Origin of the sequence: Sphingobacterium zeae (assembly GCF_030818895.1) — a bacterium.
GTDB lineage: Bacteria > Bacteroidota > Bacteroidia > Sphingobacteriales > Sphingobacteriaceae > Sphingobacterium > Sphingobacterium zeae.
Window position 1 is genome coordinate 4,349,118 of sequence record NZ_JAUTBA010000001.1, and the last position, 15,000, is coordinate 4,364,117.

The 15,000-nt window shown below is 43.2% G+C and carries 9 protein-coding genes; 1 reads left to right on the forward strand and 8 read right to left on the reverse strand.

What is annotated here, in order from left to right:
- Positions 1-48: 48 nt before the first annotated feature.
- The 4 genes from QE382_RS18255 to QE382_RS18270 form a co-directional block, all read right to left on the reverse strand.
- Positions 49-1,806, reverse strand: coding sequence for a RagB/SusD family nutrient uptake outer membrane protein (locus QE382_RS18255; RefSeq protein WP_307187183.1), 1,758 nt, complete (start codon positions 1,804-1,806; stop codon positions 49-51).
- A gap of 23 nt (positions 1,807-1,829) precedes the next feature.
- Positions 1,830-5,366, reverse strand: coding sequence for a SusC/RagA family TonB-linked outer membrane protein (locus QE382_RS18260; RefSeq protein ID WP_307187184.1), 3,537 nt, complete (start codon positions 5,364-5,366; stop codon positions 1,830-1,832).
- 249 nt (positions 5,367-5,615) lie between these two features.
- Positions 5,616-6,887: a FecR family protein gene (locus QE382_RS18265; protein ID WP_307187185.1), complete on the reverse strand. Its 1,272-nt coding sequence runs from the start codon at positions 6,885-6,887 to the stop codon at positions 5,616-5,618.
- Between the two features lie 64 nt (positions 6,888-6,951).
- Entirely contained in the window at positions 6,952-7,551 is a 600-nt protein-coding gene (locus tag QE382_RS18270) for an RNA polymerase sigma-70 factor (protein ID WP_053003692.1), read from the reverse strand.
- A 155-nt stretch (positions 7,552-7,706) separates the two neighbouring features.
- Here QE382_RS18270 and QE382_RS18275 point away from each other — a divergent pair, with 155 nt between their 5' ends.
- Positions 7,707-8,855, forward strand: a complete 1,149-nt coding sequence (locus QE382_RS18275) for an alginate lyase family protein (RefSeq protein WP_307187186.1) — start codon at positions 7,707-7,709, stop codon at positions 8,853-8,855.
- A gap of 62 nt (positions 8,856-8,917) precedes the next feature.
- Here the strand turns inward: QE382_RS18275 and QE382_RS18280 are convergent, their stop codons facing one another.
- The 4 genes from QE382_RS18280 to QE382_RS18295 form a co-directional block, all read right to left on the reverse strand.
- On the reverse strand, positions 8,918-10,423 hold the full coding sequence (locus QE382_RS18280) for a glycoside hydrolase family 32 protein (RefSeq protein WP_307187187.1): 1,506 nt from the start codon (positions 10,421-10,423) through the stop codon (positions 8,918-8,920).
- Positions 10,424-10,489: 66 nt separating this feature from the next.
- A complete protein-coding gene (locus QE382_RS18285) occupies positions 10,490-12,094 on the reverse strand; it encodes a glycoside hydrolase family 32 protein (protein WP_307187188.1) in 1,605 nt (534 codons plus the stop codon).
- Positions 12,095-12,154: 60 nt separating this feature from the next.
- On the reverse strand, positions 12,155-13,267 hold the full coding sequence (locus QE382_RS18290) for an SGBP N-terminal domain-containing protein (RefSeq protein ID WP_307187189.1): 1,113 nt from the start codon (positions 13,265-13,267) through the stop codon (positions 12,155-12,157).
- 43 nt (positions 13,268-13,310) lie between these two features.
- Positions 13,311-14,993 (reverse strand): RagB/SusD family nutrient uptake outer membrane protein, encoded by a 1,683-nt coding sequence (locus QE382_RS18295; RefSeq protein WP_286752939.1) that lies wholly within the window; start codon positions 14,991-14,993, stop codon positions 13,311-13,313.
- Between the last annotated feature and the right edge of the window lie 7 nt (positions 14,994-15,000).

Sequence of the window (15,000 nt, forward strand, 5' to 3'; positions counted from 1 at the left end):
GGGGAATGCGGTCTATATCCCCCTCGGCTTTAATTAAAAAATGAAAAACTAATCTATCCAACCAGGGTTTTGCACCAGATTCACATTCATCTGTATTTCTGAAGTCGGAATAGGCCATACCGTTAAGAAATCACCTTTATAGCTATAGTTTCCAACATTTGTTCCCCAGACTTGCTTACGTCCATTGCCTGCTTGAAATACCGTCTCTTTCCAGGTTCCCCATCGTAACTCGTCAAAGTAATTAATCCCCTCATTCGGGAACTCCACACGACGTTCATTCCGAATGCGTGTACGTAAATCTTCTTTTCCGCCAACAGTGGTTGCTGCATTTGAATTTAACAGTGCAACACCTGCCCTTTGTCGTACTTCGTTGACTTTAGCAATGGCCTCATTCAATTTACCATCTTCATTCAATGCTTCGGCCCACATCAATAAGACATCAGCATAACGAAAAATCGGAAAATCGATAGGCCCATAATTGCGATCTACAATCTCATTTACTCCTTCGGCGACAAATTTTCGATAGAAATAGAAGAAATTAATCTGCGTATCACTCTGAATATCGCCGCCTACCTGTGCCTGCCCACGAAATGGCCAGCGCATAAATTGAAGACTTTCAACATTCGTAAAATTATAGGCACCCCTAAAAGTCGAATAAGGCGTCACGACATTGGCCTGCAAACGGGGATCACGATTTTCATAGGCCTTTTTGATGCGCTCCTCATTGCCTTGGGGCAGATAAAGGCTCATTTTTGCACCTCTTAATACCGCAGCTGCCTTCTCCGCATCTGTCAAGTTGTTACGTAGAAAAAAGACCTCCCTTTCATTTTCGGTTAAACTGCTGTATCCTGGAATAATTTTATCCCATTCAAACTTAGAGCCATCGTTATTTTCGTATAGATCAACCAAGTGTGGTGAAGGCATATAGTAATTCCAGCCTCGCGAATAGACCGAGGGCCAACCGCAAAATAGCTGCATATTATTCCCATATCCCTGTTCACTGCGATGCTGAATGGAAAAAATCATCTCAGGACACTGCTCATTGGCCTCCTTAAACAAAGCTTTATAATCGCCGAACAGGGTGTGGCCAGCATCTTTTACTTTTTGAAAATCAGCCGCTGCTTTTGCCCAATCCTTTCGATAAAGATAAACTTTACCCCGTAAGGCATAAGCTGCCGCTTTAGTTGCATGTCCATAATTTGCATTACCCGCGGGATAACGATCGGGGAAATTGCTTTCAGCAATACAATCGTTCAGGTCAGCCAATATTTGATTCCAAACCTCCTCTTCCGAACTACGTCCTTTAATGGCCTCCGCCGCTGTAAAGGGCTCGAGATAAATGGGTACTCCTTTGTAGAGTTGGTTAAGTCGAAAGTAAAAATAAGCGCGCAGAAATTTAGCTTCCGCAATATATTTTGCTTTCTTTTCTGCTGTAGAAGGCGATTTTATGGGAATATTCTTTAAGGCGTCGTTTGCACGCTGAATACCTTCATATTGAATTTTCCAAACGTTCAAAAATAAGGGGTCTCCCGCGGTAATGGTTCCCGTCAATAAGGGTTCATCAAAACGTGCCTGCCCCGTATAGGAAAAACGATCAAACTGATACAGTTCATAGGGTGAGATCAGTCCACTATGCCCCATCAGGAGCCTAAACGAACTATAGATTCCCGCAACGCCCAAATCTGTTAAATTGTCGGTCGTCCACATCGTTGCCGTGGAAACCGATGAATATGGAGAGGTATCCAAAAGATCTTTTTTGCACCCTACTATACCTGTTAGCAATACAATCGCTAGAAATTTTTTCATCTTTTTCATGGTGTTCATTTAGATTAAAAGGTTAGATTCAAACCCAATGAATATTGACGCATCGTTGGGTAGTTGACGACAGACGAGTTGATCAGCGAAGGATCATTGCTCGCAGGTCCAATTTCCGGATCCAGTCCAGGGAACTTGGTCCATGTCAACAGGTTTTCACCAGCTAAATAAATCCGAAGTTTAGCGATTGAGAAACGTTTTGCTATGCTTTCAGGAAGGGTGTAGCCTAACTGAAGATTACTCAGCTTCACAAAAGACGCATTATACAAATAATAATCGCTGGTACGTCCATTCTGTGCATCGGTCACCCCTTTTAAGCGTGGATAATAGCCATCTATCCGATTGTTGGGATCCGAAGGATTCGCGGCATTATAATAATAATGGTTGTTAGCGACCAATGCCGGGACTGATTTCCCCTGTGCGACGATAGAGGAATTGAGATAAAGTTCATTCCAATAATACGACATACCTGAAGAAGCGGACCAGATCATGGACGCATCAAATCCTTTATAGGCCATGTTGATACTAAGACCATAATTGAATGCTGGTGTTGCCCTTTTGCGCATAAACTTTTGGTCATAGACATTTCCATAAACACCGTCACCGTTCATATCCGAATAAATCAAGTCGCCATACCAGATCTTGGTAGGATCTATCCCGTCGGCGGGCTGAAATGAATAGCCTGCAGCGACCATAGCCTTCAACCATTCCATATCCTGTTCTGTCCGGATCATTCCGTCGCGAGGTCCACCATTTTTATCAACGGAGCCATCCGCTAAGAAGTGGCTTCCTGAGCCACGGTATACGTTGTATAAATAGAATTCATTGATTTCGTGGCCTTCCAGAATCCGTTGGTTTACTCCATTAGAAACCATACCGATATTGGACTGGTAAACCCGATTACCGGCGGCATCAGTGACATACCCCTCCGACAATGCGCCTTTATATTTTTCGACACGATTGGTATTATAGGCGAAGTTGGCTGATACGCCATATTTAAAATCGTTGATTTTATCTTGGTATCCCAGCGTCAATTCAATCCCTCGTTTGCTCACTTCGGCAATGTTCATCGTCGCTGCTGTAGCGGTACCTGTGGTCGCCGGAATAGTCGGGACGTATAGTATTCCATCCGTGTAAGCGCGATAGGCATCAAATTCGACGGTCAATTTATTTCTCCATGCTGTCGCTGTAAAGCCTACATTTGTCGTAGTGGTGGTTTCCCAATGCAACAGGTCATTTCCTAGTTTAGTCTGCGCCAAACCACGAACAGCCTGGTTATTGAATGAATAGTTTACAGTACCGTACGAGGGCAGATGATCATAATTACCCGGGGATGCATTATTTCCGGTTTTCCCCCAGGAGGCCCTTATCCGCAAATCATTCAGAAAAGACTTAAGTGGACGCATAAACGATTCCTCCGAAATACGCCATCCTCCGGAGAAGGCCGGAAAGAAGCCCCAGCGCTTGGCGGTTCCAAAGCGTGATGATCCATCGTACCGTAACACCGCTTCGGCCAGGTATTTATTATCGTAAGCATAATTGGCGCGACCAAAAAAGGAACGTAAACCGTAGTCGAGCTCATCACCTGTGATAGAACTCATTGTTGTTGCCGAATTAAATGTCGTCAAGTCGGGGTGTACAAGTCCCAGTTTAGCCGCCCCTATATTATATTGGTTAAAATACTGTTCGTTATAGCCCAAGATACCGCCAACGTCGTGTTTACCAAAAGATCCTGAATAACGTAATACATTATCAATAATCACATTGTAGCTCTTGGTAAGGCCATATTGGGTTGTAATTTGTCCCGACGAAAGCGCAGCTGTACTCAATTTGTTGGTTGCAAAATTCCATTTTTCATAAGGCACCTGATGGGAGTTGGTTTCGGTATACGCATAATTGTAATTTACCTTAGATTCAAACTCCAACCCCTTCATTAAATTTAACTTTGCAAATATTGTGGTGTTGAATCGGTTGACCTGGCTCTTCCCTCCCATTCCATTGAGAAAAGCTAGGGCATTGTTTGCGGTTGCCGATTCTTCGGCGGCAGCCGGAAAACCATATGCGCCATTGTAATAAGGATAAACTCCTGGCACAGTCTGTGTCAGGTAAGAATATGCAGTTACTACATCGGCCACACTCAAATTCTGCATATCGCCAAAGGTCTGGGTACCCACCGTTAAAAACTTGGCAACTTTCGATTGTAGATTAATACGCATGCGTATTTTGTCGGCTCCAGTTTCGGGCATGGTCCCCGGGTTGTTGAAATAACCTACTGAAAAGAGGTATTGCGTGTTCTCACTCCCACCATTTAAGGATAGATTGTGATTTTGTAAGAGTTTGCGTTGTCCAAAAAGCACATCTCCCCAATTGGTATTGGGATACGCAACTTCATTGGGAATCCCAAATTCGGTCAATCCATTCGGATTTTTCTTCGCTTCTTCCCAGAGATTGATTGTTGCATCCGTATATACGGCCGCCTGCCCCAGATTCTTGAACCCTTCATTCACAAGGCGCATATGCTGCGCGTAGTCGGTAATAAATTCGGGTACATTATTGGGCCGTAGCATCGAAACCATTCCCGAATAGGATACATTATTTTTTCCCTTTGATCCTTTTTTTGTCGTAATTAAAATAACTCCATTTGAACCCAATGATCCATAAATTGCCGCTGTTGCCGCATCTTTCAAAATGGAAATCGATTCTACATCATTGGGATTGACAGCATCCATGGATCCGACAATACCATCGATCACCACCAAGGGTGAGGTATTGTTTAAAGTTCCCTTTCCCCGGATCAGGATATTAGCGCCATCTGCCCCCGGTTTTCCGGTTGTGGTCTGTACGTTAACCCCCGCCGCGAGTCCGGCCAGAGAAGAGCTAAGTGTAGCCGTTGATCTGTTTTCCACCGAACTTCCGTTCACGGTCGATACAGCACCAATCACATTTGCGCGTTTCTGACTTCCGTACCCGACAACAACCACCTCGTCTAGACCACTGACAAGCTCTTGAAGCACAATACTCAATTCTTCATTGCCGGTGACACTCTTTTCTAGACCTTGGTAACCGACGTTTGAAACTACCAAGGTTGCATTGGTAGTTGGTAACTGGATGGTAAATTTCCCATCTTGATCTGTCACCGTGGAGATATTGGTTCCTTTCACGGTAACGGTCGTTCCTACCAGGGCCTGTCCTTTGCCATTAACGACTTTACCGGCAATGCCCCGCTGCAGGACTTCTTTGTGTTCGGGAATTAATGGATTTCTTTTGGGTTTTATCACGATCACCTCATCTTTTTTGATCCATTCCAGATCCAGAGGTGCTACGATAGCATTTAATGCATCTTCCAATTTGGCATGCTGTATATTGACTGACAAGCGAGTCTGTGCCAGCGACTTGCCATTTAAGAAAAAATTGACGCCACTCTGCTTTTGGAGATCGCGCATCACCTGATTTAAGGTGACGTGCTTAGCGGTTAAGTTTATGGTTTGCGCATTTCCTTCTGCAAACAGCTGCATTGCAGTCAGTAAAGAAATGAGTACGATTAATTTCATAATCAGTATACTTCGTAAAGTTAAACTCCACGGGTGTAGCCTAACAAATGGATAAAAAATCATATGTTTGTACGGTTTGTATGTTATTTATAAATGGTTATCAAAAATTTGCCTTTGGGCAACACTTGTAAGTATATGCATCCAATTTAAGGCAGTGCCCCCCAGCACTGCCCTTTTTGTGTTGCTTATACCTTTCTCCAGCTCAAGAAGAGTCTATAGTCATTTCTTTTTTCATCAATATTTAAGGTTTTATTGCAATGGTGTCACCAATAAGATATTTTTTTCCTGACCTTTACTCAACTCAAAATGCAACCCACCTTCTTCCAATACATCGAGTACGTCACGGAGTGACTTGTTTCGTTTGATACGACCATAGAAATGCGTTTGTGGCACTTCGCCCTTGTACCTCACTTCTACATTATACCAGCGACCAATCTGCTGCAATGCATCCGACACCGGTGTTTCGTCAAAATAAAACAAGCCATCTTTCCAGGCAGTGAACGGCGCTGTATCTACATTTGCAACTTGTATATTTCCATTATTAGTATTAGTCGATTGCTGACCGGGTTGAAGGTATATTGCCTGTGAAGCGCGATTATCGTTTGATAATTTGATCTTCCCTGTGATTAAAGTTGTCTTAATAGCCGTATTTTCCGGATAAGCATTCACATTGAATGTTGTCCCAAGCACCTCAATTTCCTGCCCTTTACTGTGTATTTTGAAAGGTCTCGAGCTATCTTTGGTCACCTCGAAAAAGGCCTCTCCCAACAGGATAACTTTTCGTTCATTTTTGGCAAAGGCCATCGGATATTTTAGCGAAGAGGCCGCATTAAGCCATACTTTTGTTCCATCAGGTAAAGTAATTTGATACATCCCCCCTATCGGTGTAGTCAACTCCAACATCGCCTTGCTTGGATCCATTTGCTGGCCTTGTTTACTTAAGGCATCGGCGATAGATTGCCCATTTTCGTAGGTGATATTTTCCCCCATGACAATCCCCGAAGCCTGCTTATCGAGTTCCAAAACTGTACCATCTGCCAAGCGAAGAGTGGCACTGTTTCCGCCAGGCTGTACAGCATCATCCTTTGTATCTTCCAGTCCAGCGAGATTCCTGTCCGCCAGGGTATGACTCGTCTGCTGTTGCCAAAATATTACTGAAAAAACAAAGAGCAATAGACAGGCCGCTGCAGCCCAATAGGGCCATCGCATGGAGATAATAGTTTTCTTCTGGATCGGCATACGATCTTCCCCTCCTTTTTCCAATAAGTTATCGTTATCTTCTTTTCCTTGCTGGATTTGTTTTTTGATGGTTTCGAGTATTATTTTCAATCTCGATTCCTCCATTTTACCAACAGACGAAGGCCGTAGTAAACTAGCGACTAGCGCCTGATCGATCGCATCCTGCTCACTGGTGTCAGTAGTAGAAAGCGCTTGCTGTAGCCATTCGATCTCCTCAAGCGAACAGTTCCCTTCTTGATATTTTTGAAGTAATTGGTCTATTTTAGATTTATTGGTCTCCACTGAGCTGTATTTTAAAGTAAATACACACAGCATGAAATAAAGGTCTGCTCTAGAAAAAATTTTTTTATTTAGCCGAATAGAGAAGCAATGCCAATAACAATGATGAAAATCCACTATCCTGCAATGCGCCACTTCGGATAAACTTATTTGCTTTGACAATATGGTCGCGAACTGTCGCAATGGAAATCCCCATTTCTTCGGCGATCTCTTGATAACTTTTACCCTCCAGCTTGGACAGCCTAAATATTTTTTGGCGTTGTTTGGGCAATTTGCTCAGTAATTCCTCGACCAGGACCAAGGCTTCCTTTGAATCCAGCACTTTATCAATAGTATTCTCGGATTCCACTACCCCATAGGCGAGCTGGATCTCGGATTCCATTTCCAATTTCAACCTTCGTTTGAAATTAAACGTAATATTACGTGAACAGGTAAACAGAAATGCGGCGAAAGATTGTTCAGGATTTATTTTTGTTCTATTTTCCCAAATACGTAGAAAAACATCCTGAAGTAAATCTTCAGCGATAGTTTCATCTTTCAAAAACCTAAGAATATTGGCGTAAATAATCTGGCTATAGCGATGGTACAAAATATCAAAGGCCTGGATATCTCCATAGTGAAGTTGGCACAAGAGTTCCTTCTCAGGCAGATTTTGATCGATGTCCATAATTGATTATTCTAGGCATGAAGTTAATTACTTCGCTGCAATAATTCAAATCAAATTTCTGAAGCCCAGTAAACTTATTGTATTTTTTTCTTAATTTGCAGGAGCTAATCCCCCCATAGCTGTGCAATCAATTGATAAACGTATCCATTTAAAACATGCAAAATTTTAGATATTATTTTCGGAAGCTCAGCCGTTCGACAGCTCAATGTATTAAAATAGGGTCAACCTTGATTCTGATCTATTTTTTTACGGCTTCTTCTCGCTGCCATGCCCAATCTCTTATGCACCCGAATGCACAGATTAAGTTTGTAAAATCGCAGATCAGCAAAAAATCCGAACCGGTATATACGGCGTACAAGCAATTGATTACGCTGGCCGATTCTCTTTTATTGACCAATCATCATGCTGTCGAAGATTTTAGCGTCCCTGGCTTTTATAGCGATAAAGAAGGCCAACGTGCCATGGCAAAAAAACTCCACACAGACGCTTTTGCCGCCTATTGTACGGCCCTCGCCTATACGTTGAACGGGGAGCAGAAATATGCCCAAAAAGCCCTTTACTTCATGAATGCTTGGGCCACCATCAATAAAAAATATTCCCAGTTTGACGGACCAGTTGTACTTTCTTATGCTGGTGCCGGATTAATGATTGCAACAGAGCTGCTCAAAAACGATCCGCTCTGGGCAGAAAACGATCTTAATCACTTTAAAAGCTGGACGATCAGCGTCTATCAAAAAGCGACACATTTCTTACGTGAAAGGCCAAATAATATTGCTGATTGGGCAAGGTTTGCAAATTTGCTTTCGGCCAATTTTCTTGATGACCCAAAAGAACTCGCCTTCACCATATCATTGATTAAAGGCGATCTTTTTGAAAAAATCGCAGCGGATGGTCACCTCATTGAGGAAGTAAAACGAGGAGAAAAAGGTTTATGGTATACCTATTTCTCGTTGGCCCCATTAACAGCCTCCATGTGGTGTATACGTCAGGTGACGGGCGAGAACCTGTTTGCAGCCACGAAGGATGGGAAATCGATCAAAAAGGCCCTAGATTACTTATATTATTACAATCAACATCCTACAGCATGGCCCTGGTTTAAAAATCCTGACGTAGACATTCACAACATGACGGTAGGCGTCTGGCCTTCCAACCTACTTGAAGCCATGAAGGATATTTATCAGACGGCTGAATATGATTCGTATCTCTCGATTTACCGTCCAATTATCTACAAAAAGAATCATTTTGCCTGGACTTTCCCGACATTAATGCCGGTATACTTGAATCAGGCCAATAATATAGAATAGTATAAACCATAAAGCGATCCTTCGTGAAAACGAGGATCGCTTTAATCGTGTAAATTGGGGTTCTATCTCTTAAATCCAGCAATACCGAGCTCTTGAAACTCCAGCTTTTTATTCCCCACGATACGCACCTTGGTTATCGGTCTGTTCGGAAAAAATAAACTAGTCATTACCGTTAGTCCCCCATCTGCAAAAAGCTCCACAGAGCTCACATCAACATACAAGCTGAAAGAGAGTGTTCCGTTATTCAGCAGGCGTTGTGCTGAAGCTATCTTTGGGAATTCCTCGTTAAACGACACTTCCCCGGACTTAGAACGATCAATATAATAGGCATTTTGATCTTCACGATAACCAATAATCAATTCGTCACCAGATTCATTTGATAAGATCACTTTGAAAGACTGTTGCTTCAAATCTTTGAGGTCCAAACGGTACGCTTGCGGGAGATGTTGCTCGAACGAAACTTCCTTCGTTCCGCCGCCATGGTACTTTTTAAGCGGTCGAAATGCAGTTTCAATTTCTTTGGGCGCAGTACTTGCAACGTAGAACGACTGTCCAATTTTATCCAACGATAAAACACGTGGTATGGTTGAGGAGGAGCGCCATTTTGTGGTAGGAACCACATTGGCATATTGCCAGTTGCTCATCCAGCCAATCATCAGGTGCCTATCCCCCAGGTTGCTCCAAGTTACACCGGCATAATTATCGGGTCCCCAATCCAGCCACTTTATTTTGGTATCTTCTGTGTGGAACTGATGTCCATCAAAGTCACCCACAAAATATTGTGTTACGGAACCACCGTTGGGCCCACCTGGATTGATACTGACCAACAAGACCCACTTTGTAACTCCTTTGTAGTCCATGGAAATAAGATCGGGGCATTCCCAGACGCCTCCATGGGCTCCCACCTCTTTACCAAACTCACTTTCCTTCTGCCATGTTTTCAAATCTTTGGAAGAATAGAAAGTAATACAATCTTTTGTAGCTAAGGTCATAATCCAACGTTGGCTATGCGCATGCCACATCACCTTTGGATCCCTGAAATCCCATATGCCAGGGTTTGGTAATACTGGATTGCCTTTATATTTTGTCCAGGTAAGACCCTTATCTAAACTATAAGCCAAACTTTGATTTTGATGCAATCCCGTTTTCCGATCCTCTTCCTGATGATTGTGATGGGTAAAAATGGCGACCATAGCATCTTTCCCAAAACCTGCGGTGTTGTCTTTATCGATCACAGCGCTACCTGAGAAAATAGTTCCCAAACTGTCGGGGTACAATGCGATCTTCTGCTCGTCCCAATGAATCAAATCTTTACTGATCGCATGGCCCCAATGCATTGGTCCCCAAACGGGCTTTTCGGGATTATGCTGAAAAAAAAGATGATAATTACCGTTCAAATAGACCAGCCCATTGGGGTCGTTCATCCAGCCCTGCTGTGGAGTAAAATGGTAAAGTGGGCGATATTTTTCTTCAGCATCCCGTTGTTTTTGCTGTCCCATCTGGGCCAGACTTGTACCGACAATACTTAGCAAGAACATCGTAAGTCCGTATTTTTTTAATCTCATCATTTTTCTTTTGTTTACGTTTATAATCCGATTATTGTTCGCTTCAATAAGCAAATATCTTATAAATTATCAGGAAGATTTTTCAACTTTCAACCCATTCACTGTAACAGTTCCCTGATCCACAAAAATAGTCCATGGATTTTGATCCATTTTATAGATCCGGTTGGTAAAAGCAACACGATCATTCACATACACGACACAGATAGACTTTTCAATACTAATTTTCAGATTAAAAATCCGATTGGTCGGTACGGTGAGTGGTGTAAAATTGAGTGCTGTTTTACTTCCGCCACCATTTCGAGCCTCCTTATTCATAAACAGGGCCGGCATATTCCAACGATTGGATGAAGTCAGGTCAAAAGCAATGCTATACACTTCGGTCGGATCATCACATGCTCCAAATGAAAAACCAAATTGATTGGATTGCGAAGCATCAATAGTCATTGTCATTTTTACGGTCGACGTATTTCGGTTAAACAGCGCATAGCTTCTTCCCCCTGATTGAGCTGACAAACGATAGGTTTTATTCGACTCAGAAACTTGACCAACGCTGCTCAGTTTTTCAAAGGCGACTTCTTTATTGAATTTGCTGTTTAGGGCCTCCGGAATTTTAGGATACAACTGTCCTGACGTTCCCTGAACCAACTGATGGGAAATTAGATTTCCAGCCCAGGGCAGTTCGTTGTTATTATTGACGGTTTGTCCCGTTGAACACCAACCCGAAAGATAACGTGTTGTACCATCGCTAGCCGTCTTGCCAGCATAGAGATAAAGTCCATCAAAGGTTTCATGATGTCCTTCGGCATCCCGACAGATCATCCAGGGACCATCCGGAGAATCCGCAATACGATAAAATGTCTTGCGATGTTCATCCCGGTTGATCCGCGAAAACAACAGATACCACTTATTGCCCATTTTAAATAGATCCGGGCATTCCAATAGTTCAGCATCTGTTTCGATGCCATATTTTTCCACTGTCCCTGTCGTCGCAACGAGCGGTTCAATCATCGACCAACTGCTTAAATCGGTTGACTGATAACGTGCAAGGATTCCTTTTCCGTCTTTTCGCGTCGTGACTAGCATCACGTAGGCATTACGGCCTTCATCCCAATAAACGTGCGGATCCCGAAAATTATTTCGATCATAGCCCACCGCAGCCTGCAGTGCCATAGCTGGTTGCTTGGTCCAATTCATTAAATCAGTGGAGGTAGCCAACATGATCTTTTCTGCTGGAGTAAAAACACTGTTATGACCTGTATAGAAACAGTAATACACTGTTCCTTTTTTGATAAAACTTCCTGTTCCGATCCATTCATCCTGACTCCCCACAGCGCCCGACGACAATACTTCGGTATAGCCCTCAAATGTTCCAAAGTCACTTGTTCGCGTGCTATAAATCGGGTGCCTGTTGGGGTTCTCATAGAGATAAAACAAGTAGAACTTTTTATCGCTGGCATTGTAATAAGGCATGGGATCGCCCACAAACCCCTGCTGAGGCCTATAGAATCGTTGATATGGGCCAGCCTCCTGCCCCGAAATACAAGCCGTAGAACTGTCCACAGGTTGTATTGTTATGGGCTTATCTACCACTGTCGAACGCTCGTCGCTATTCTTGCAACTTGTCAACAAGCTGAGCAAGAATACTGTCGGAAGCAAATACATTTTTGGTCTCATGATTTAAATCTTTCTATTAATCCCTTATAATCTATCATCGCTTGTTTTATTTGTATTCGATCATTCTTTAGGTAATGCTTTCAATTCGTCCCAGTACATCCGTTGGGTAGGAAATGCCACGGGCTGTCCATTAGGATGCTCATGCGGCATCACAAGTATATTGTTGATGAAAGCCTTTCTTCCAGCAGGAATCTGAAAAACCAACTCTTGCCACTCCCCAACATGTTCCTTTGCGTAATTAGCCCGCAACCAATCTTTTTGCTGTTCACCATCCGATTGAATCTCCAATTGTACATCTCCCGCTACATCCTTCAATATCATAATGGAAAAACGGCCATATTCTGCCGGATTGATCGTCACTTTATTTGCATTCCACAGCGCACCACCATGCCAGCCTTCGCCCGTTTTATTATCCCGGACAAAAGACGCACAGAACGGTGTTGCATTAATTCCCGTAGTTTTCGGGTTGGGATAAGGTGAATCTACGGCGCTCACCCCTAACCCGTCGAAATGTGGAACGCTTGTTTCGCCATTATAAATCATCAGGATCTGTTTGGGTTCCGTGCCCAAAATCGCTGTTACCGTGTACTGGAACGTCTGCCCCATATACGCAAGGCTGTATTTTATCGGAGAACTTAAATCCACGGGGCCACTCTGATTGGGCGTTATGCTCGCGCCAGCTGTAAATTCTATCGCAGGTGATAAGTTCTTCAGGTCTGTCCCCAGGGGTAGGTAAATTTTAATGCTTTTATTTTTCTGATCGATGATCCCAGCTTTTTCTCCGATATGGAATGCCGTTATTTCCGCTTTGATTTCTTTGACGGTTACTTGATAGGTGTTGAATAGATTGCCATTAAACACGCGATAAGTAATTGGTGTTGTACCAGAAAATGAAAAGTTCTGGGCGATACCTGAAGCTGGAGAAACCTTGGCATTATTGGGCAATTCAATCGTCGGAGCCACCGCTGAAAGATCTGTGCCTTCAGGAACCATGACAAGAATGGTACCTTTTGCCGGATCTATTTTTCCAACGGTATTACCGACCTTGAATGAAAGTACATCTACATCTGCGTTCAAATTGAGTGTGCTACCGGCATCACGTTTGCAGGCAGCAATAAGCCAGATAAGCAGGATAGTAATCCCCACTTTTATATAATTGTTTAATGTGTTCATTGGAATAATTGGTTATGCTAATCGTTCAACAATAAATGCTTATTTAATAGCCTGGATTTTGTTTGTACAGATATTTACTTAATCTGATCTGTGCTTCAGGAATCGGCAAGTATTCGTTCCTATCTGCAGTAAAATGTGCCGAAGAATAATAAGATCGACGTGACTTTTCCGCATCATAATAGGCATTCATGGCCTGGTCTGCAATTCCCCAGCGTACCAAATCAAAGAATCTTCCGTTTTCCATCGCAAGCTCCAATCGTCTTTCCCAACGTAACGCCTTCCGGGCATTTTCTTCGTTCCATACAATATTATCTCCATTTTTGTACGTTTCGATCAGGGTTTTATCATTTGCATAGCCCGTAAGTGCAGTGCTATTTTTTGCCCGCGTACGTACTTGGTTTATCAATGGCAGTGCTTCAGCCGAACGATGCAGCTCGATAAGCGCCTCTGCCCGCATCAACAGCACATCGGCAAAGCGCAATACAATTCGATTTTTTGTATTGGCATAGAACGGTACCATCGGGACAAAGCAATCGCAATCGGGATCTACATTCTCTTTCAATGAGGCGTAAACCGAATATTCTGCCGGGTTACGGTTCCAGCTTTCTTCATACGTTCTTTTGCTACTATACTTGTACGGTAAGCCCGGAATTGCAACCGTATGAAATAACCGTGGATCGTACTTTTCTGAGGTATTAAAGCTATTCAACGCATTGTAGTTATCCAGTGGTAGACCTTTACCCGTTGTGCGAAACGCGTTGACAAGGCTTTGACTCGGTTTATTGAAATCACAACAGCCTACGCCCATAGGTACTGATAGCACATCAGAAAAATTAACACGCCCAAATTTTGTGCCGTCATCTTTTGAAAACTGAACTGAAAACAGGGCTTCGGTCCCATTTTCATATTTGCCCGGCAAGAAATTAAAAGCAAAGTCGGTTTCCAGCGTATGATTGGATGAAAGTACAACATCCGTATTTTGTACAACCTTTTCCAAATCTCCGGCATCGATGCCCGTCACCACATTACGTTCGGCATTGTCCTGACGGTATCCCTTATAGAGATAGGTTTTGGCAAGATATGCCGCAGCAGCAACACGGTTGGCACGCCCGACCTCCGTTTGTACAGCCGGGAGATGATCTACAGCATACTGAAAATCATCCACAATCTTTTGCCATAGCGCATCGTTGCTCAAGGCCCTATTCGATACGGTTTCATAGCTGTCTACCGCGACATTTTCATCAATATAAGGCACATATTTGAAAAGGATCTTTAGCATAAAGTAAAAATGACCGCGTAGAAAGCGTGCTTCACCCAGCTTTTCTTCCTTCCCATCGAAATTATCCATCTCCTGTATGGTCTTGATCGTGGTATTGGCACGCGAAATCGCCACGTACAACTGAAACCACAATTTATCCAACTCTGCAAAATTGGTTGTAATGTTATTGGAGACCTCCAGGAAATGAAAGGTCTGGATATCCTGTGGTCCCGATCCGCCTTTATAAGCATCGTCCGACCGAACCGTACCATAGGGCCATAAGCTAAAAGGGACGTCATAATGATCGTTACCCAATGCCGCATAGGTAGCTGTCAATAATCGTTCGGGCTCCTTAACCTGATCGGAGCTCAGTACACCATTGGGTGTTTGATCTAAAAATTTGGTGCATCCTGGAAGTAGTCCAGCAAGAACCATGAATATCGCTATTTTAGTGGTTATTTTTTTCATCCGTATA

Coding starts and splice junctions, on each gene's coding strand:
- QE382_RS18275 (WP_307187186.1), top strand. CDS start 7,707: ATGCAAAATTTTAGATATTATTTTCGGAAGCTCAGCCGTTCGACAGCT.
- QE382_RS18295 (WP_286752939.1), bottom strand. CDS start 14,993: ATGAAAAAAATAACCACTAAAATAGCGATATTCATGGTTCTTGCTGGA.
- QE382_RS18280 (WP_307187187.1), bottom strand. CDS start 10,423: ATGATGAGATTAAAAAAATACGGACTTACGATGTTCTTGCTAAGTATT.
- QE382_RS18270 (WP_053003692.1), bottom strand. CDS start 7,551: ATGGACATCGATCAAAATCTGCCTGAGAAGGAACTCTTGTGCCAACTT.
- QE382_RS18290 (WP_307187189.1), bottom strand. CDS start 13,267: ATGAACACATTAAACAATTATATAAAAGTGGGGATTACTATCCTGCTT.
- QE382_RS18260 (WP_307187184.1), bottom strand. CDS start 5,366: ATGAAATTAATCGTACTCATTTCTTTACTGACTGCAATGCAGCTGTTT.
- QE382_RS18285 (WP_307187188.1), bottom strand. CDS start 12,094: ATGAGACCAAAAATGTATTTGCTTCCGACAGTATTCTTGCTCAGCTTG.
- QE382_RS18255 (WP_307187183.1), bottom strand. CDS start 1,806: ATGAAAAAATTTCTAGCGATTGTATTGCTAACAGGTATAGTAGGGTGC.